The 18,430-nt window shown below is 67.9% G+C and carries 17 protein-coding genes and 1 pseudogene; 8 read left to right on the forward strand and 10 right to left on the reverse strand.

What is annotated here, in order from left to right:
- The first annotated feature begins 104 nt into the window (after positions 1-104).
- The 6 genes from WS54_RS28670 to WS54_RS28695 all read left to right on the forward strand — a co-directional run bounded on the left by WS54_RS28670 (position 105) and on the right by WS54_RS28695 (position 7,517).
- Positions 105-1,259, forward strand: a complete 1,155-nt coding sequence (locus tag WS54_RS28670; RefSeq protein ID WP_034208581.1) for an ABC transporter ATP-binding protein — start codon at positions 105-107, stop codon at positions 1,257-1,259.
- Between the two features lie 10 nt (positions 1,260-1,269).
- Positions 1,270-2,256, forward strand: coding sequence for an ABC transporter permease subunit (locus WS54_RS28675; RefSeq protein WP_059780813.1), 987 nt, complete (start codon positions 1,270-1,272; stop codon positions 2,254-2,256).
- Positions 2,253-3,092 (forward strand): ABC transporter permease subunit, encoded by an 840-nt coding sequence (locus WS54_RS28680; RefSeq protein WP_034208583.1) that lies wholly within the window; start codon positions 2,253-2,255, stop codon positions 3,090-3,092. The genes WS54_RS28675 and WS54_RS28680 overlap by 4 nt, the downstream gene beginning before the upstream one ends.
- Positions 3,093-3,207: 115 nt before the next feature.
- Positions 3,208-4,791, forward strand: a complete 1,584-nt coding sequence (locus tag WS54_RS28685; RefSeq protein ID WP_034208584.1) for a DUF3138 family protein — start codon at positions 3,208-3,210, stop codon at positions 4,789-4,791.
- Between the two features lie 94 nt (positions 4,792-4,885).
- Positions 4,886-6,190: an NAD(P)/FAD-dependent oxidoreductase gene (locus tag WS54_RS28690; RefSeq protein ID WP_059780812.1), complete on the forward strand. Its 1,305-nt coding sequence runs from the start codon at positions 4,886-4,888 to the stop codon at positions 6,188-6,190.
- 25 nt (positions 6,191-6,215) lie between these two features.
- On the forward strand, positions 6,216-7,517 hold the full coding sequence (locus WS54_RS28695) for an NAD(P)/FAD-dependent oxidoreductase (protein WP_059780811.1): 1,302 nt from the start codon (positions 6,216-6,218) through the stop codon (positions 7,515-7,517).
- 90 nt (positions 7,518-7,607) lie between these two features.
- Here the strand turns inward: WS54_RS28695 and WS54_RS28700 are convergent, their stop codons facing one another.
- From WS54_RS28700 to WS54_RS28740, 7 genes are all read right to left on the reverse strand, one after another.
- Entirely contained in the window at positions 7,608-8,282 is a 675-nt protein-coding gene (locus WS54_RS28700; RefSeq protein WP_059780810.1) for a DUF799 domain-containing protein, read from the reverse strand.
- A 10-nt stretch (positions 8,283-8,292) separates the two neighbouring features.
- On the reverse strand, positions 8,293-8,724 hold the full coding sequence (locus WS54_RS28705) for a DUF4810 domain-containing protein (protein ID WP_034208588.1): 432 nt from the start codon (positions 8,722-8,724) through the stop codon (positions 8,293-8,295).
- Between the two features lie 57 nt (positions 8,725-8,781).
- Positions 8,782-9,453 carry a CsgG/HfaB family protein gene (locus WS54_RS28710; RefSeq protein WP_208449968.1) on the reverse strand — a complete coding sequence of 224 codons (672 nt, stop codon included), beginning with the start codon at positions 9,451-9,453 and terminating at the stop codon, positions 8,782-8,784.
- A gap of 511 nt (positions 9,454-9,964) precedes the next feature.
- Positions 9,965-11,320 (reverse strand): glutathione-disulfide reductase, encoded by a 1,356-nt coding sequence (gor, locus tag WS54_RS28720; protein ID WP_059780808.1) that lies wholly within the window; start codon positions 11,318-11,320, stop codon positions 9,965-9,967.
- A 241-nt stretch (positions 11,321-11,561) separates the two neighbouring features.
- Positions 11,562-11,789, reverse strand: coding sequence for a hypothetical protein (locus WS54_RS28725; protein ID WP_034208778.1), 228 nt, complete (start codon positions 11,787-11,789; stop codon positions 11,562-11,564).
- 375 nt (positions 11,790-12,164) lie between these two features.
- Positions 12,165-13,286, reverse strand: coding sequence for a porin (locus tag WS54_RS28730; protein ID WP_034208591.1), 1,122 nt, complete (start codon positions 13,284-13,286; stop codon positions 12,165-12,167).
- Positions 13,287-13,696: 410 nt separating this feature from the next.
- Entirely contained in the window at positions 13,697-14,416 is a 720-nt protein-coding gene (locus WS54_RS28740) for a YoaK family protein (protein ID WP_059780807.1), read from the reverse strand.
- A gap of 281 nt (positions 14,417-14,697) precedes the next feature.
- On the opposite strand from WS54_RS28740, the pseudogene WS54_RS28745 reads away from it, so the two are divergent.
- A pseudogene (locus tag WS54_RS28745) lies at positions 14,698-14,898 on the forward strand (hypothetical protein); the annotation flags it as partial.
- A gap of 4 nt (positions 14,899-14,902) precedes the next feature.
- Here WS54_RS28745 and WS54_RS28750 read toward each other — a convergent pair.
- Both WS54_RS28750 and WS54_RS28755 read right to left on the reverse strand, forming a co-directional pair.
- The gene (locus WS54_RS28750; RefSeq protein ID WP_006477572.1) at positions 14,903-15,430 is read right to left on the reverse strand and encodes a chromate transporter; all 528 of its coding nucleotides are present in this window, start codon (positions 15,428-15,430) and stop codon (positions 14,903-14,905) included.
- On the reverse strand, positions 15,427-16,101 hold the full coding sequence (locus WS54_RS28755; protein WP_059780806.1) for a chromate transporter: 675 nt from the start codon (positions 16,099-16,101) through the stop codon (positions 15,427-15,429). Before WS54_RS28755 ends, WS54_RS28750 begins: the two co-directional genes overlap by 4 nt.
- 96 nt (positions 16,102-16,197) lie before the next feature.
- Here WS54_RS28755 and WS54_RS28760 point away from each other — a divergent pair, with 96 nt between their 5' ends.
- On the forward strand, positions 16,198-17,082 hold the full coding sequence (locus WS54_RS28760; RefSeq protein WP_059780805.1) for a transcriptional regulator GcvA: 885 nt from the start codon (positions 16,198-16,200) through the stop codon (positions 17,080-17,082).
- Between the two features lie 40 nt (positions 17,083-17,122).
- Here the strand turns inward: WS54_RS28760 and WS54_RS28765 are convergent, their stop codons facing one another.
- Entirely contained in the window at positions 17,123-18,430 is a 1,308-nt protein-coding gene (locus tag WS54_RS28765; protein ID WP_059780804.1) for a solute carrier family 23 protein, read from the reverse strand.

The following is an 18,430-nucleotide window of genomic DNA, read 5'->3' on the forward strand; positions in this document are numbered from 1 at the left end:
GCGCGCTGTTCCATCCGGCACGAGCCGTCGTCCGCGAGTCGCGTTGCGCGCCTCGCGCGGGGACGCTCACGCCTGCAATCCGTGAAGAACGAATGGTGACTCCCATGCAATCGATACCCTCTTCCGCTGCCGCACGACAGACCCAACCGGCCACGGCGCCCCGTACGCAAAACGACGCGTTCGTGCGCATCGAAAACGTCGTGAAGAAATTCGGCGACAGCACGGCCGTCGACAACGTGAACCTGACGATCGCGAAGAACGAGCTGTTCGCGCTGCTCGGCAGCTCGGGCTGCGGCAAGTCCACGCTGCTGCGCATGCTCGCCGGGCTGGAGACGGCCACCTCCGGCAAGATCTTCGTCGACGGCGAGGACCTCGCGTCGCTACCGCCGTACCGCCGCCCCGTCAACATGATGTTCCAGTCGTACGCGCTGTTCCCGCACATGACGGTCGAATCGAACGTCGCATTCGGCCTGAAGCAGGAAGGCACGCCGAAGCACGAGATCAGGGAGCGCGTGGCCGACGCGCTCGCGCTCGTGCAGATGAGCAAGTACGCGCAGCGCAAACCGCATCAGCTGTCGGGCGGCCAGCAGCAGCGCGTCGCGCTGGCCCGCTCGCTGGTGAAGCGCCCGAAGCTGCTGCTGCTCGACGAGCCGATGTCCGCGCTCGACAAGAAGATTCGCCAGAAGACCCAGCTCGAACTCGTGAACATCATCGAGAAGGTCGACGTGACCTGCGTGATGGTCACGCACGATCAGGAAGAGGCGATGACGATGGCGAGCCGCCTCGCGGTGATGAGCGAAGGCAAGATCGTGCAGATCGGCTCGCCCGGCGAAGTCTACGAATACCCGAACAGCCGCTTCTCGGCCGAATTCATCGGCTCGACCAACCTGTTCGAGGGGCGCGTCGTCGAGGACGAGCCCGATCACATCTTCGTCGAAAGCGACGACCTCGAAGCCCGCATGTATGTGAGCCACGGCGTGACCGGCCCGCTCGGGATGCCGGTCGGTATCTCGGTGCGCCCGGAGCGCGTGCACGTGTCGCGCGAGAAGCCGGGCTCGAAGCACAACTGGGCGCGCGGCGTCGTCACCGACATCGCGTACATGGGCAGCTATTCGCTGTACCACGTGCGTCTGCCGAGCGGCAAGACGGTGGTGTCGAACCTGTCGAGCTCGCACCTGATGAACGACGGCGCGCCGGCATGGAACGACGACGTGTTCGTGTCGTGGTCGCCGGCCAGCGGCGTCGTGCTGACGCAGTGAGGACGCCGCGATGAGAACCTCCGCTTCCACGCCTTCCGCGCCGGTGTCGACCGGCGCGCCCGCCGCCACGCCGGCTTCCCGGCGCGGCAATCGCTTCGCCGCGCTGTCGCGCTTCCTGCCGTCGGGCCGCAGCGTCGCAATCGGCGTGCCGTTCCTGTGGCTGACCGTGTTCTTCGCGCTGCCGTTCGTGCTGGTGCTGAAGATCAGCTTCGCCGACCAGGTGATGGGCATCCCGCCGTACACGTCGCTCGTCGAGATCAAGGACGGCGTCGTGCACTTCGCGTTGCAACTGTCGCACTACGCGTTCCTGCTGCAGGACGACCTGTACATCGCGACCTATCTCAGCTCGCTGAAGATGGCCGCCGTGTCGACGGTGCTGTGCCTGCTGATCGGCTATCCGATGGCGTACTACATCGCGCGTTCGGAGCCGAACCGCCGCAACGTGCTGATGATGGCCGTGATGCTGCCGTTCTGGACGTCGTTCCTGATCCGCGTGTACGCATGGATCGGCATCCTGAAGGACGACGGCCTCCTGAACCACACGCTGATCGCGCTCGGCATCATCCACACGCCGCTGCGGCTCTATCACAGCGATGCGGGCGTCTACATCGGGATGGTCTATTCGTACCTGCCGTTCATGGTGATGCCGCTCTATGCGCACCTCGTGAAGATGGACCTGACGCTGCTCGAGGCCGCGTACGACCTGGGCGCGAAGCCGTGGGTCGCGTTCACGCGCATCACGCTGCCGCTGTCGAAGAACGGGATCATCGCCGGCAGCCTGCTGGTGTTCATCCCGGCGGTGGGCGAGTACGTGATCCCGGAGCTGCTCGGCGGCGCCGACACGCTGATGATCGGCCGCGTGATGTGGGATGAATTCTTCAACAACATGGACTGGCCGATGGCGTCCGCGGTGACGGTCGCGATGGTGCTGCTGTTGCTGGTGCCGATGGCGCTGTTCCAGTACTACCAGGTCAAGGAACTGGAGGACGCGAAATGATCAAGCCGAGCAAACCGCTGTCGACGGGCGTTCTCGCCTTCGGCTTCCTGTTCCTGTACATCCCGATCGTCAGCCTCGTCGTGTACTCGTTCAACGAGTCGAAGCTGGTGACGGTGTGGTCCGGCTTCTCGCTGAAGTGGTACGCGGCGCTGCTGGACGACGACGAGCTGCTGACCGCCGCCTGGCTGTCGCTGAAGATCGGCCTGTTGACGGCCACCGCGTCGGTCGTGATCGGCACGTGGGCGGGCTTCGTGCTCGCGCGCTTCGGCCGCTTCAAGGGCTTCACGCTGTACACGGGGATGATCAACGCGCCGCTGGTGATTCCGGAGGTGATCCAGGGGATCTCGCTGCTCTTGCTGTTCGTCGCGCTGGAACAGATGTTCGGCTGGCCGAAGGGGCGCGGGATGGCGACGATCTGGATCGGCCACGTGATGCTGTGCGTGTCGTACGTGGCGATCATCGTGCAGTCGCGCGTGAAGGAGATGAACAAGTCGCTCGAGGAGGCCGCGCTCGACCTGGGCGCGACGCCGCTGAAGGTGTTCTTCGTGGTGACGCTGCCGCTGATCTCGCAGGCGCTGCTGTCGGGGTGGCTGCTGTCGTTCACGCTGTCGATCGACGATCTGGTGCTGTCGGCGTTCCTGTCCGGGCCGGGGTCGACGACGCTGCCGCTGGTGGTGTTCTCGCGCGTGCGGCTGGGGCTGAACCCGGAAATGAATGCGCTGGCGACGCTGTTCATCACCGCCGTGACGATCGGCGTGATCGTCGTGAACCGGACGATGATCGCGCGCGAGCGGCGCCGGATGGCCGACTTGAAGGCGGCATTCGCGGCGGCGTGACGGCCCGCTTCCGCTTCGAAGACAACGAGCACTGCAGACAAGCATGACGCGCGGCCTCAGGGGGGGCGCGCGATTCGATCCCGATTTGACAGGCGCACGACTAGGAGAATCCGCAATGAAGAAGAAACTGATCTGCCTGCTGGTGGCCGGCGCGTTGCCGGGCATCGCGCTGGCCGGTTCCACCTCCGCCGAAATCAAGGCGCTGCAGGCGCAGGTCGCGGCGCTGCAGAAACAGATGAAGGCGATGCAGGCGCAGCTCGCCGCGAAGCCGGGCGGCGCGGCGGTCGCGACGTCCGGCGCGAGCGGCGGCATGGCGGGCGGCGGCGCCGTCGCGGTCGCCGCCGACCCGGGCTCGCCGGATTACGGCAAGGCACGCGCGATGCTGACCAACGACGAGGTCAGCGAAATGAAGCAACAGATCGCGAACCAGCAGCTGAAGGTCGACTCGCTGACCGACGCGGCCACCACGGGCCCGCTCGCCGGCCTGTCGGTCACCGGCTACATCGATCCGACCTACATCTACAACCGCGCGGCCGGCACGTCGTCGTTCCTGTTCGCGAACCACGAGAACGCGTACAACTATTTCAACAGCACGTTCGGCGATCTCTACCTCGACATCAAGAAGACGTTCGGCGTCGGCCCGATGGCGCCGTCGGCCGAAATCACGCTGATGCCGAACCGCGGCAACGGCATCACGCTGCTGCAGAACTCGCGCGGCTCGATCACCGACAACCTGCTGAACACGGCGGTCGTCAACGTGCCGATCACCGCGGAAACGACGCTGGTCGCCGGCCTGATCCCGAGCTTCGGCGGCTACGAAGTCCAGCAGTCGAACCAGATGCTCACGCTCACGCACAACCTGCTGTACGATTTCTCCGATCCGGGCAGCTACGTCGGTGTCGGCGCGAACTACACGAAGGGCAACTGGGCGTGGAAGTTCTTCCTCGGCAACGAGCAGTACCGCACGTACGGTTCGGTCACGCAGACGGGCACCAATGCGCTCGGCGACCCGATCACCACCAGCAACAAGGTGCCGACCTTCACCGCGCGCGCGGACTACACGTGGTCGAGCGCGCTCGATCTCGGCGGCTCGTTCAACATCGGCCGCCAGACGCTGTCGAGCGCGATCGACGAGAACGGCGTCGTCCACTACGGCCCGGGCGGCGCGGCGCCGAGCGGCTACGGCTCGTTCTTCTTCGGCGAACTCGACGCGACCTACACGCTCGCCGACGTGCAGTACAACGCCGAAGTCGACTACGGCCGGCAGCAGCATGCGGCGTTCAATGGCGGGCTCGCGCAGTGGTACGGGCTGTCGCTGCTCGCGCACCGCAAGTTCAACGCGCCGGTGGTCGGCCGCATGGGCGTGACGCTGCGCTACGACCTGCTCGCGAACTCGAAGAACGGCGGCGGCGGCGGCGGCATCGCGCTGAACGGCAACGGGATGGACCCGAGCAACGGCTTCGGCGTCGATGCGGACTGCCTCGCGATGTCGAAGGCCGGCGGCGGCCTGGGCTTCGAGTGCAAGGGCGCGGTGCGCCAGGACGTCGCGCTCGACCTGCTGTTCTATCCGACCCAGCAGATCACCGTGAAGGTCGAATACCGGCACGACTGGGCGAACAACAAGGTGTTCCTGCGCAACGACGGGTCGTACGGCAAGTCCAACGATCTGCTCGCGACGCAGTTCATCTATTCGTTCTGATGCAGGACGCGCGGGACGCCGTGCCGCACGCACGGCGTCCCGCGCCGCTTTCCGGCTGCGTGCTGGTTGCAGCCTTGTCGAAGGAGTCGGTTTGATGACGCAGTCTTTCACCCGCCGCGCCGATGCGCTCGCGCGCGACTCGTACTACGAAGCCACGGCCGCGCGGCCCGTCGCCGACGATCCGATGCTCGACGCGGCGATCGACGTCGACGTCTGCGTGATCGGCGCCGGCTTCGCGGGCCTGTCGACGGCGCTCGACTGTCGCGCGCACGGGCTGTCCGTCGCCGTGCTCGATGCGCACCGGCCCGGCTGGGGCGCGTCGGGCCGCAACGGCGGCCAGGCGATCACGGGCTTCGCGAAAGACGAGGTGATCGAGAAACAGCTCGGCGCCGACGGCGCGCGCGCCGCGTGGTCGCTGTCGCTCGACGGCGTCGCGCTGATCGCCGAGCGCATCGCGCGCCACGGGATCGATTGCGACTTCGCGCGCGGCTACCTGACGGTGGCGACGAAGCCGCGCCGCATCGACGACCTGCGCGCGTGGATGAACGCCGCGACGTCGCGCTGGGGCCATCCGTCGCTCGCGTGGCTCGACACCGGCGAGATCCAGGCGCGCATTGCATCGACGCGCTATCTGGCCGGCGTGCACGATCCGCTGTCGGGCCATCTGCATCCGCTCAAGTACTGTCTCGGTCTCGCCGATGCCGCGCGCCGCGAAGGCGTCGCGCTGTACGCGCACACGCCGGCGCTCGACGTCGTGCGCGGCGCGCGGCCCGTCGTGCGCACGCCGTCGGGCGAAGTGCGCTGCCGTTTCGTCGTGTCGTGCTGCAACGCGGGGCCCGGCGGCGTGCTGCCGGCCGCGACCGCCGCACGCATCGCGCCGATCGCGTCGTACATCATCGCGACCGAGCCGCTCGGCCGCGCGCGCGCCGACGCGCTGATCGCACGGCGCGAGGCCGTGTGCGACAACAACTTCTTCCTCGACTACTTCCGGCTGTCGGCCGACCACCGGATGCTGTTCGGCGGCCGCGCGAATTCGGCCGGCGCGTCGCCCGCCGCGCTCGCCGAAGCGATCCGGCAGCGCATGGTCGGCGTGTTTCCGCAGCTCGCCGACGTGCGCGTCGAGCACGCGTGGGGCGGCTTCGTCGACGTCACGCGCAACCGCGCGCCGGACTTCGGCGCGATCGATCCGAACTTCTTCTACGTCCAGGGTTTCAGCGGACACGGCGTCGCGCTCACGGGAATCGCCGGGCGCGCAGTCGCCGGCGCGATCGCAGGCGACGCGCGCGCGTTCGACCTGTTCGCGCGCTTGCGTCACCGGCGCTTTCCCGGCGGCGACGCGTGGCGGCAACCCGCGCTCGAACTCGGGATGCTGTACCACCGCGTTCGCGAGCTGTTCTGAACCTTCTCGATACGTCTTCCCGAACATGCAGACCTTCGCCAACCAGCCGCACGTCGCGTCGTACTACGCGGCGACCGCCAACGATACGACCCGCCACGCGCCGCTCGCCGGCACGGCCGACGCCGACGTGTGCGTGATCGGCGCGGGCCTCACGGGCCTGTCCGCCGCGCTCAATCTCGCCGAGCGCGGCCATTCGGTGACCGTGCTCGAAGCGTCGCGCGTCGGATGGGCGGCGAGCGGCCGCAGCGGCGGCCAGCTGATCGGCGGCTTCGCGTGCGACATCGACACGTTCGCGCAGTTCATGCCCGAAGGCGACGTGAAGCGGATCTGGGACATGGGGCTCGAAACGCTGTCGCTCGTGAAGTCGCGCATCGCTCAACACGACATCGACTGCGCGCTGGTGCCCGGCTACCTGACCGCCGCCAACACCGAACGCGACGCCGATGCGCTGCAGCGGTGGCGCGACGAAGCCGCGAAGCGCTTCGGCTACGACCGCTTCCACTTCGTCGAAGCCGGCGAACTCGGCGACTACGTGCAGTCGGCCCGCTATCGCGGCGGCCTGTACGATCCCGACAGCGGCCATCTCCATCCGCTCAACTACACGCTCGGCCTCGCGCGGGCGGCCGTCGACGCCGGCGTGCGCATCCACGAGGACAGTTGCGTGACGCGCGTGCGCGACGTGTCCGGCGGCCACGTCGTCGAGACGAGCGGCGGCAACGTGCGTGCGCGCTTCGTCGTGCTCGCCTGCAACACCTACGTCGGCACGCTCGCGCCTGCGCTGGCGAGGAAGATCATGCCGGTCGGCACCTACGTGATCGCGACCGAACCGCTCGGCGAAGCGCGCGCCGCCGCGCTGATGCCCGCGCGCGCGGCGATCTGCGACAGCCGCTTCGTGCTCGACTATTTCCGGCCGGCGCCCGACACGCGGCTCGTCTGGGGCGGCAAGGTCAGCTATTCGACGCGCGAGCCGCGCGACCTCGCGGCGGCGATGCGCGCCGACATGCTGAAGACGTTCCCGCAACTCGCGGACGTGAAGGTCGACTATGCGTGGGGCGGCTTCGTCGACATCACGATGAACCGCGCGCCGCATTTCGGCCGCATTACGCCGACGACGTACTTCGCGCAGGGGTTTTCGGGGCACGGCGTGAATACGACCGCGCTCGCGGGCAAGCTCATCGCCGAGGCGATCGACGGCCAGGCGAGCCGCTTCGACCTGTTCGACAGGATCCGGCATCGCGACTTCCCCGGCGGCGCGACGCTGCGCACGCCGGCGCTGGTGCTCGCGATGAGCTGGTACCGGCTGCTGGACGCGTTCGGCGTGCATTGACCGGCGCGCGGCATCGCCGCGCGCAAACAGAACGGCCGCTCGTTTCGAGCGGCCGTCCGGACGACAGGCGCGGCGTGGCGCCGCCGCACGTCAGTCGGTGCCGTACTTCGGCGAGCGCGGCCCGTACAGCAGCCCGTTCGGCGGGCCGGCCGACAGCAGCCGCGTGCTCGTCAGCCCGGCGACGTCATGCGCTTCGTCGGTCAGCGAATGCGCGACCTGCTTGACGGCCGCCTGCACGAGCGCCCCGACGATCCCGAACGCATTGACGCTCATGTTGTTGCCGACTTCCTTGCCGGTCGCCCGGCCCTCGCCCTGCCACAGCACGTCGCCGCTCTTCAGGTCGACGAGTTTCGCCGACGCGGAAACGATCGTCGTGCTGTCGACCACCTGGTAGACGGAGCCGTACTGCGTGACCTTCGAATACAGCGCGGCGTCCGCGCCGAAGATCTCGCGCAGCTTCGCCGGCGACGTCGCCTGGATGTCGGTCGCATTCGTCAGGCCGTTCTGCTTGAACGTCTCGTCCATCACCGCGACGGGCACCACGTAGTAGCCGGACTCGGCGAGCGGCAGCGTCATTTGCGACAGCACGCCGTAGGTCGCGCCGACGTCGGTGGTGTCGTTGACCGGCGGCAGCACGAGGATCGAGCGCGGCTGGCTCTTCTTGAACGCCGTGTAGTCGGGACGTTGCACCGGCTGCGCGCACGCGCTCAGCAGCGCGGCGATCGACAGCACGGACAGCAGCTTGAATGAAAGTGTCTTGAACATGGCAAGGGCGTCACTGTTTGGCGGGATTCGAATCGGCATGCTTCTGATCGGCAACCGTCTGGCCGGCGGCCGCCGGATGCGCGGCTTTCGATGCACCGGGCTTCTTCTTCATCAGGAAGTCCATATACGCCGCGGATTCCGGGAACAATTGCTTCTCGGCCTGCAGTTCCTGCTCGGCCTGCTGCTCGTTGCCGACGCTCGCATACAGCATCCCGAGATGCGCATGGAAACCCGGCGGCGGCGTGTGGCCCTTCGCGCGAATTTCCTGCAGCGCCTTTTCGAGCGCATCGATCTGCTGCTGCGGCGCTTGCTGGCCCTTGAAGTATTCGTACACCTGCGGCTGATAGCCGGTCCACTGATACAGCGGCGGCGTGGTCGGCGCCGCGCAGCCCGCGAGCAGCAAGGCGGCCGCCGTCGCCGGCAGCCAGATTCCCCGTTTCATGGTCTTGTCTCTTCTGGTGGGTGAAATGATTCGTGCGTGTCGTATCGCGCGCGGCATTTACTGCGCCGCCTTCAGCGCGCCGGCGTCGACCTGGTCGACGAGATGGTTCACGGCTTCCTGGATCGCGAGGTCCAGCACCTTGCCGTTGAGCGTCGAGTCGTAGCCGGCCGTGCCGCCGAAACCGATCACCTCGCGGTTCGACAGGCTGAACTCGCCCGCGCCCTGGCTCGATGCGATCACTTCCGACGTCGTCGTGTCGACGATGTTCAGGTTGACCTTCGCGTACGCGACCTGCGTCTTGCCGCGGCCGAGAATGCCGAACAATTGATGATCGCCGACGTCCTTGCGGCCGAACTCGGTCACGTCGCCCGTCACCACGTAGTTCGCGCCCTTCACGGCCTGCGCTTTCTTCATGAAGCCGGCTTCCTGCTTGATCTCGTCGAGGTTCTCGCGATCGAGCACGTTGAAGCGGCGGCTCTGCTGCAGGCGCGTGACGAGGATCGTCTTCGCCTGTCCGCCGAGGCGGTCGATGCCGTCGGAGAAGATGCCGCGCATGTAGCTTGAGCGGTTGTCGAACTTGCCGACGGCGATCGCGACGGGCTTGCCCGCGTACGGCTTCTGCGCGCTGCTGACGGCCGGCACGTCGAGCGTGCGCGACGATTCGGTCGCGCAGCCGGACAGCGCCGCGACGACCGCTGCCGCCACGAGGACGGTGCGTCGTGTCTGAATGTTCACTGCTGGTCTCCTTGCTGGAAAAGATGCCGCTGCGCGAGGCTCATGCACGCGCTCATCGCCGGTTCGGCGATCGCGGTAAGTCAGGGAAGGGGGCGCAACGGATGCGTTACGGCAAAAACGCGGATGGGGAATGCGATGCGCGCCTGGATCGCGCACACGAATGATTTCGTTATTCTGGTTACTGCACTGTTGATCGTGCATGGTCGGCCCCGTATATGATTTTTCGCGATCATATCAAGCCTGTTTATCAAGACGGGGTATCTTGATAATAATTGACGATTTTCGCACTTATATTAAATACGCCGCTTATTCGTGCGCGAAGCGTTGCACGCGTGGGCTCGCGCGGCACGCGACCGATCTGCGCCGGTCTTCCGTGGCGATATCGCCGGATTGACGATCGATCCGGCGATATCGACACACGTCATTCGCGCCGTCGATCCGAACGGCCGATATCCCGACAATAAGCCGTCCGGCATTCCAGCCGCACACGCGCATACGGTTTCCGCTAATCGGCCACTTTCTGCCGCATCGTCACGAATTCCTCGGCCGCGGTCGGATGAATGCCGATCGTGTCGTCGAACTGCGCCTTCGTCGCGCCCGCGCGGATCGCGATCGCGATGCCCTGGATGATCTCGCCCGCATCGCGGCCGACCATGTGCGCACCGACCACGCGCTGACTGTCGCGCGCGACGACGAGCTTCATCAGCGTGCGCTCGTCGCGGCCCGACAGCGTGTGGCGCAGCGCCTTGAACGACGTGCGGTAGATGTCGACGTCGCCGTGCGCGTGCCGCGCATCGGCCTCGCTCAGGCCGACCGTCGCGACCTCCGGCTGGCTGAACACGGCCGACGGCACGTACGCGTGATCGACCGCGACGCGCGAGCCGCCGAACAGCGTGCGCGCGAGCAGCCCGGCGTCGCGCGTCGCGACCGGCGTGAGCTGCGGCCGCGACGTGACGTCGCCGATCGCATGGATCGACGGCACCGACGTCGCCGAATACGCATCGACGGCAATCGCGCCGCGCGCATCGAGCAGGATGCCCGCCTGCTCGAGCCCGAGCCCGTCGACGTTCGGCACGCGGCCCGTCGCATAGAGCACCTGATCGTACGGCCCGTGCCGCTCGTCGCCGACGCGCACGAACAGCGTGCCGTCGCTCGCGCGCTCGATCGATTCGATCACCGCGCGCGCATGAATCGCGACGCCCTGCTTCGTCATCTCGTCGGTCAGGAACTGGCGCACGTCGTCGTCGAAGCCGCGCAGGATTTTGTCGCCGCGATAGAACACGTCGACGTGGCTGCCGAAGCCGTTGAAGATGCCCGCGAACTCGACCGCGATATAGCCGCCGCCGACCACCGCGATCCGTTTGGGCAGCGCCGCGAGCGACAGCGCCTCGCGCGACGTGATCGCATGCTCGATGCCGGGCCGCGGCGGCAGCGACGGCCGCGAGCCGGTCGCGATCGCGATGTGGCGCGCGCGGAACGTGCGCGCGCCGACCGCGACCGTGTGCGCATCGACGAGCGTCGCGCGACCGGCGTGCATGTCGACGCCCGATTGCAGCAGCAGGTTGATGTAGATGTCGCTCAGCCGGTTGATCTCGCGATCCTTCGCGGCGATCAGCGCGGGCCAGTCGAGCGTGCCGGCGCCGAAGGTCCAGCCGAAGCCCTTCGCGTCGTCGACTTCGTGCGGGTAGTGCGATGCGTAGACGAGGAGTTTCTTCGGGATGCAGCCGCGCAGCACGCAGGTGCCGCCGATCTGCTCTTCTTCCGCGATGCCGACGCGTGCGCCGTACGACGCGGACATGCGCGCGAGCCTCACGCCGCCCGAGCCGGCGCCGATGACGAACAGGTCGTAGTCGAAATCCATCGCATCCCCTCATCGCAGTTCGAATGGAGGCACGATAGCAAGATTCGGGAATTCGTGCGGCGCATGGCGCGCGCCGCGCGTCCAATAAAAAACGGCGAGAGACGATGCCTCTCGCCGGTCAAACCGGCCGGCGGTTGTGCCATGCGTCACCGATCGACCGCATGCCCGACCTGCCGATTGCGCGGCACCGGTCCGCCCGGACGCGCGAAGGGCGCGCCCGCGGCCGGACCGGCCGCCATGCTCATGCCTGCGACGTGTCGCTGCCGTCCGTCGCCTGCGTATCGTCCGCCGCCTGTTCGGGCTTCTCTTCCTTCTTCTCGAGCATGCCTTCGATCGCCTCGGCGCCCTTGAAACCGGCGACGGCCGCGGCCGCCTTGGTCAGCAGGCCCGCGTCCGGATCCAGCTTTTCCGCGCCTTCGACGGCGGCGATCGCGCCGGCGATTTCACCCACGGTGTTCAGGATACCCATCGTCATCCCCTTTCAAGAAAATCGTGAGCGCATCGTCCCACGAAAGAAACCGGCCGACCGCGTTTGTCATCGCCGGATACACAAGTTACGCATCAGGCCGGCAGCGCACGTCGCGCGCCACCGGAACGACGCACGCGCATGCCTGACGGCATGCCGCGAGCGATGCACGCAGCGTAGCGGAAAGCGTGCGCGCGCACTGTAAAAGTATGTTCTGGAATGCCGACGGATCGCTTACGGTGCGCGACTTCCGCAATGGAGCGCCTGCCGAATAGTCGGGTGCGCGTATGAAGGTCGCACGACGAAAAAAAAAGAGGCGCCTCGCGGAGCCTCTTCGATGCGCGCCGGACGGAGCCGGCGCAGGGGTTTCGACGTTCGTCAGAAGATATTGCGCAGGCCGATCGCGATGCCCGTCTGGTTGCTGCGGCCGGGCAGCTCGACGTTCGCCGCGCCGTTCGTCTTGTTGAAGTCGACGGTGCCGTAGATCTCGGTGCGCTTGCTCAGCGCGTATTCGGCGATGCCGACGATCGCATAGCGGTTGCCGCTCGCGAGCGTGCCGTTCGTGGTCATCGCGTTGCGCATGTGGTCGTAGTAGAACGCGCCCGTCAGCGTCAGCGGCGTGCTGACCTGCCAGCTCACGCCCGCGAACGGACCGTCGTCGATGCGGCCCGTGCCCTTCGCGACCGGAATCGTCTGCTGCGCGAGCAGGCTGTCGACGAAGCCCGTGTCGTCCTTCGAGCGCAGGTAGCCCGCGTAGATCTTCGCCTTGCTGAACGCGTACACGACGTTCGCGTGGTAGATCGTCTGCTTGCGCGCCGAGTTGTCGCTGTTCTGCTGTGCGCCGGCCGCGATGCTGAGCGGGCCCATCACGTACGACAGCGACACGCCCCACGCATTGCCCTTGCCGAGCGAGCCCGGGATCTGGCCCGAGAAGCCGCCCGCGCCGGTCGATTCGTAGTTGGTGCCGGTCGAGTACATCGCCTTCGCCGTCAGGCCCTCGAACTTGCCCGTGTACTTGATCTGGTTGTCCGCATACAGGCCGGCGCCGAGTGCGACCGGCAGCCATGCGTTTTCGAGGTAGTTGCCGACGGTGAGCGGATCGTAGGTATCCGACAGCAGGTCGAACAGCGGCGTCTTCTGACGGCCGAGGGTCACGGTGCCGTACGGGCTCTGCAGGCCGACGTACGCCGCGCGGTTGAACAGGCGGCCGCTGTCGGCGAACGCGCCGTTCTGCAGGTTCACGCCGCTCTCGAGGTTGAACACGGCCTTCAGGCCGCCGCCGAGGTCTTCCGTGCCGTAGATGCCGAAGCGGCTGTTCGTGATCGCACCGTTGGTCATCGACAGCAGGCCGTCGTTCTTCGCGTTGGCGTTGGTCAGGTAACGGATGCTGGCGTCGGCGACGCCCCAGAGCGTGACCGAGCTTTGTGCCGATGCGTACTGGCTGGCGAAGGCCAGCGCCGCGCCCCCTGCGATGACTGCGAGTCGGGTGGTCTGCTTCATGAGCTTTCCTTTTTTAGGTGTCTCCATTCATGACCGGCCGCGTGCGCAGCCGGGTGGCGATCGCGAACGTTCATGGCGAGCGCGATGTGGGCTGAATCATAAGACGAGTGCGAACGCTGAAAGAAATTGAAATACGCGGCAATCGCGCGATTGTCGTCCGGGAACAACGTTTCCCGCGCCGAGCCTCGCTCGCACGGCGGCGGGACGGGGCGCGACGGCGCCGGCGGGCACGCGCGGCGCTGTAAGGTTCGTCGATGGCGCGGCGCGCTCACGCGAAGCGCGGCGAAATGGTCGGTGCGGTCGGTGCGGTCGGTGCGGTCGGTGCGGTCGGTGCGGTCGGTGCGGTCGGTGCGGTCGGTGCGGTCGGTGCGGCGGCCTGCGGCCTGCCGCTTGCCCCGCCTGCCCTGCCGTCAGGCCGTTTGCGTCGCCCCGTCGCTGCCGTTGCCCGCGTCGCCGTTCCCCGCGCGACGCCATGCACGTCGCACGATCTCCGCGAATGCACCGACGAGCAGCAGCACGGCGCCCCACAGCGCGATGTCCGGCGCGAGCCGCGTCACGAGCCCGCCGATCACCGCGCCGGCCAGGAAACAGAAGCTGATCGTCGCGAGCAGCGCCGAATCGTGCAGCGCCCCCGCGTCATAGCGCGGGATCAGCCCGACGAACAGCTTCTGCGCGGCGCGCCGCAGGTTGCCGGTCGTCATCACCGACGTGTACGACAGTTCCTCGAGATGGGTGAACGACAGCGTCTGCAATGTCGCGACGAACGAGATGCCCGGAATCAGCCACGCGCTCGACGCGCCGACGAGGCCGCTCGCGGCGACGCCGAGGAACGCGATTTCGACGATGAGGCTCACGAACGCCGTATGCCGCATCCAGCCGCGCTGCGCGGCGAGGCCGAGCAGGTGCGCGACGAACACCGCGATCACGAAGCCGCCGAGCGGCGGCACGTGATGCAGCGCGGCGGCCCATTCGCCGGCCGACAGGTTGATGCCGAGCAGCGCGACGTTGCCGGTCATCGTGTTCGCGAACACGTGGCCGTGGCCGACGTACGTATACGCGTCGAGATAGCCACCGGACAGCGTCAGCAATGCGGCGACAGTGAGATTGCGGCTGGCGCCGTCGAGATCCATCGATCCTCCGTGGTGCGCGCCGCACCGCCGCGCACGGCGGGCGGTGCGAATGTCGGTCGTGCCGGCACGCGCGCCGCCGGCACTGCGCGGCCGGGCTTCGTCGCATGCCGCGCGTCAATATGATGTTTGCCGTCGAATACGGGCGAGCGCCGCGCATCGCAGCCGGCCGGAGCGTGTCGACCGCGCGACTTTCAGCGCCGCAAGACCGGCCGAGTATACCGGGCCGGCCCGCGCCGGCGCGGCCACGCGCGCCGCGCCACCCTTCTTCGCAGGGCCGTCGAATGACACTCGAGAAGTTCTTCCTGCGCTACACGGTCATCCCGTTCGCCGCGATCGCGCTGGTGGCCGTGTGGAAGTTCAACCGCGAATCGGCCGAGATCGATGCGCGCCAGTACGCGGCGCTGGTGGCCGCGTATCCGTCGTTCACGCCGAAGCTGAAGCACGAGGTGGCCGACGCGTTGCGCGGCGGCAGGCTTGCGAAGCCGCTCACTGCCCGATGCCCGTGAGCCCGATCAGCGCGCCGCCCGCGAGCAGCCACAGCGGATGGATGCGCGTGCGCCACGCCAGCACCGCGCACGCGGCCGTGATACCCCACTGGATCGCGGTGCGGTTCGACGCCTCGGAAATCAGCACCGCGCTCGCCGCGACGAGCCCGGCCGTCACCGGCATCATCCCCTGCTGCACGTAGCGGCGCCACGGCCGGTCGCGAAAGCGCTCCCACGCATGCAGCGCGAGCACGGTGACGATCGACGACGGCCCGAACTTCGCGAGCGACGCGACGAGCAGCCCGGCCCAGCCGGCCACGTGCCAGCCGACCAGCGACACGATCATCATGTTCGGCCCCGGTGCGGCCTGGGCCAGCGCGAACAGCGCGGTGAACTCGTGCGCGCTCATCCAGTGATGCACGTCGACGACCTGCCGCTGCATCTCCGGCAGGATCGTGTTGCCGCCGCCGAACGCGAGCAGCGACAACTGGCTGAAGATCGTCGCGATGGCGATCAGCGTGTCGCTCATGGCCGGCCCTTCCGTTGCGAATCGGGCGAGTCGGACGTGCCGGGCGCGGCGGCCGGCGCCGGCCGCGGCGTGCCCGCGTCGCGGCGGCGCGACGCGAGCCAGATGCTGACGGGCGTCAGCACGAGCATCGTGGTCAGCAACGGTATGCGCAGCACCGCGATCGCGACGAACGCGACGACCGCAATCGCAGCGACCGTGCGCGGCGCCCGCAGCAGCGGCTTCGCGACCTTCACGGCCATCGCGACGAGCAGGCCGGCCGCCGCGGCGGCGAGCCCCGCGAACAGGTGCTGCACGCGCGGATCGCTCTGGGTCTTCGCGTACAGCACGCCGAGCGCGACGACGACGAGCGTCGGGCCCGCGATCAGCCCGAGAATGCCGGCGAACGCGCCGGCGACGCCGCGAAATCGCATGCCGACGGCGACCGACAGATTGATCACGTTGCCGCCCGGCAGGAACTGGCACAGGCCGAGCAGATCGGTGAATTCGTCGGCGGAGAGCCACTTGCGCTCGTCGACGATCGTGCGCCGCGCGAACGGCAGCGCGCCGCCGAACGACATCAGGCCGAGCGACAGGAAACCGGTGAACAGCTCGGCGAGGCCGACGCCGCGAGGGGACGCGGCAGGCGGCGGGGAGGCAGGCGGCGGAGAGGCAGACGGCAAAGCGGATTGCATGGGGCTCCTCATCAAACGGTGAATCGAGGTTACCGCCGTTCGGGATTCCGGCAAAACGATTTTATCGGCGCGCCCTTGTGATCTAGAATCACAAGCATGGCACGCGATCTCCCGCCCTTTTCCGCGCTTCGGGCCTTTGAAGCCGCGGCACGACATGAAAGCTTCAGCGCCGCCGGCGACGAGCTGCATGTGACTCACGGTGCCATCAGCCGGCAGATCGCCGGGTTCGAGGCGTGGCTCGGCAAGCCGGTGTTCCACCGCTACGGCAAGCGCGTGAAGCTCACCGACGAGGGCCGCCGCTACCTGGACACCGTGCGCGCGGCGTTCGACAGCATCGCGCACGCGACCGAGCAGTTGCGCCACACCGGCGCGGCACGCGTGCTGCGCATCAACGCGCTGCCGACCTTCGCGATGAAATGGCTGCTGCCGCGGCTGTCGCGGTTCCAGCGCGACGTGCCGAACGTCGAGCTGAAGCTGTCGACGTCGAACGCGCCGCTCGACACGCTGAACGGCTTCGACGTCGCGATCCGCCGTGGCCCCGGCCACTGGCCGAACTGCACGAGCGGCCACTTCCTCGACGAAAGCGTGATTCCGGTGTGCAGCCCGGCACTGCTCAAGCGCGCGCCGATCGGCCGCGCGGACGATCTCGCGCGGCACGTGCTGCTGCATTCGGATACGCGGCCGGAAGGCTGGCGCGACTGGTTCGCGGCGGCCGGCGTCGCGATGAAGGGGCGCAAGCGGCAGTCGTTCGACCACTTCTACCTGGCGCTGCAGGCGGCCGTCGACGGGCTCGGCGTCGCGCTCGGCCCGTTGCCGCTGATCGACGACGAACTCGCGAGCGGGCGCCTGGTGATGCCGCTCGACGGGCCGCGCATCGCGACGCGCAGCTACTGGTGGATCACGCCGGGCGCGCCGGCCGACGATCCGCTCATCGCGCAATTCTGCGCGTGGCTGCAGGGGCAGTCGAATACCGGCGCATGAACGCGCGCCGGCGGGCGGCCCTGCACCGCCCGCCGTCGGCTCACACCACCGGGCCCGGTTCCTTTTCCTTGCGCAGGATCGCGTACAGGATGATCGCGCCGAAGGTCGCGGTGCCGATCCCGCCGAGCCCGAAGCCGCCGAACTTCAGCGAGAAGTCGCCGGCGCCGAGCACCAGCGTGACGGCCGCGACGATCAGGTTGCGGTTGTCGGAGAAGTCGACCTTGTTGACGACCCAGATCCGCGCGCCCGTCACCGCGATCAGCCCGAACACGACGATCGACACGCCGCCGAGCACGGGGCCGGGGATCGTCTGGATCACCGCGCCGAACTTCGGCGAAAAGCCGAGCCCGATCGCGATCAGCGCGGCGAGCGCGAACACCAGCGTCGAATAGATCCGCGTGACGGCCATCACGCCGATGTTCTCCGCATAGGTGGTCACGCCCGTGCCGCCGACGCTGCCCGACACGATCGTCGCGAGCCCGTCGCCGATGAACGCGCGGCCGACGTAGCGGTCGAGGTTGGTGCCCGTCATCGCGCTGACGGCCTTGATGTGGCCGAGGTTCTCCGCGACCAGGATCACCGCGATCGGCGCGAGCATCAGCATCGCGTGCGGATCGAACACCGGTGCGCGGAAGCTCGGCACGCCGAACCACGCGGCCTGCGCGACGATCGCGAAATCGATCGGCTTGCCGAGGCCCATCCCGTTGGTCGCGATCGCGTAGATCGCGTAGGCGATCGCGAGCCCGACGAGGATCAGCAGGCGTTGCATCATCCCGCGCGCGAACACCGCGACGCCGCCGACGCACAGCACCGTGACGAGCGCCATCACCGATTCGAAGGTCGAGCCCGACACGCCCTTGACCGCGATCGGCGCGAGGTTCAGCCCGATCACAGCGACCACCGCGCCGGTCACGACCGGCGGCATCAGCGTCTCGATCCAGCGCGTGCCGATCGCCTGCACCAGCGCGCCGAGCGCGACGTACACGACGCCGCACGCGACGATCCCGCCGAGCGCGACCGGAATGTTCGGGTTCGGCCCGCTGCCGCCGTAGCCCGTCACCGCGATCACGAGGCCGATGAACGCGAAGCTCGAGCCGAGATAGCTCGGCACGCGGCCGCCCACCAGCACGAAGAACAGCAGCGTGCCGATGCCCGACATGAAGATGCACAGGTTCGGGTCGAAGCCCATCAGCAGCGGCGCAAGCACGGTCGAGCCGAACATCGCGACGACGTGCTGCACGCCCATCGCGACCATCTGCGGCCACGCGAGGCGCTCGTCGGGGCCGACCACGCGCGAGGCCGCGCCGGTCGGTTGGACCCGCCAGCGCGGGAAGTAGGAATCGGACAT

Source organism: Burkholderia sp. NRF60-BP8 (assembly GCF_001522585.2).
Classification (GTDB): domain Bacteria; phylum Pseudomonadota; class Gammaproteobacteria; order Burkholderiales; family Burkholderiaceae; genus Burkholderia.

Excerpts from the sequence above, each read along its gene's own strand:
- WS54_RS28670 (WP_034208581.1), top strand. The coding sequence starts at position 105 with ATGCAATCGATACCCTCTTCCGCTGCCGCACGACAGACCCAACCGGCC.
- WS54_RS28675 (WP_059780813.1), top strand. The coding sequence starts at position 1,270 with ATGAGAACCTCCGCTTCCACGCCTTCCGCGCCGGTGTCGACCGGCGCG.
- WS54_RS28680 (WP_034208583.1), top strand. The coding sequence starts at position 2,253 with ATGATCAAGCCGAGCAAACCGCTGTCGACGGGCGTTCTCGCCTTCGGC.
- WS54_RS28685 (WP_034208584.1), top strand. The coding sequence starts at position 3,208 with ATGAAGAAGAAACTGATCTGCCTGCTGGTGGCCGGCGCGTTGCCGGGC.
- WS54_RS28690 (WP_059780812.1), top strand. The coding sequence starts at position 4,886 with ATGACGCAGTCTTTCACCCGCCGCGCCGATGCGCTCGCGCGCGACTCG.
- WS54_RS28695 (WP_059780811.1), top strand. The coding sequence starts at position 6,216 with ATGCAGACCTTCGCCAACCAGCCGCACGTCGCGTCGTACTACGCGGCG.
- WS54_RS28700 (WP_059780810.1), bottom strand. The coding sequence starts at position 8,282 with ATGTTCAAGACACTTTCATTCAAGCTGCTGTCCGTGCTGTCGATCGCC.
- WS54_RS28705 (WP_034208588.1), bottom strand. The coding sequence starts at position 8,724 with ATGAAACGGGGAATCTGGCTGCCGGCGACGGCGGCCGCCTTGCTGCTC.
- gor (WP_059780808.1), bottom strand. The coding sequence starts at position 11,320 with ATGGATTTCGACTACGACCTGTTCGTCATCGGCGCCGGCTCGGGCGGC.
- WS54_RS28725 (WP_034208778.1), bottom strand. The coding sequence starts at position 11,789 with ATGGGTATCCTGAACACCGTGGGTGAAATCGCCGGCGCGATCGCCGCC.
- WS54_RS28730 (WP_034208591.1), bottom strand. The coding sequence starts at position 13,286 with ATGAAGCAGACCACCCGACTCGCAGTCATCGCAGGGGGCGCGGCGCTG.
- WS54_RS28740 (WP_059780807.1), bottom strand. The coding sequence starts at position 14,416 with ATGGATCTCGACGGCGCCAGCCGCAATCTCACTGTCGCCGCATTGCTG.
- WS54_RS28750 (WP_006477572.1), bottom strand. The coding sequence starts at position 15,430 with ATGAGCGACACGCTGATCGCCATCGCGACGATCTTCAGCCAGTTGTCG.
- WS54_RS28755 (WP_059780806.1), bottom strand. The coding sequence starts at position 16,101 with ATGCAATCCGCTTTGCCGTCTGCCTCTCCGCCGCCTGCCTCCCCGCCG.
- WS54_RS28760 (WP_059780805.1), top strand. The coding sequence starts at position 16,198 with ATGGCACGCGATCTCCCGCCCTTTTCCGCGCTTCGGGCCTTTGAAGCC.
- WS54_RS28765 (WP_059780804.1), bottom strand. The coding sequence starts at position 18,430 with ATGTCCGATTCCTACTTCCCGCGCTGGCGGGTCCAACCGACCGGCGCG.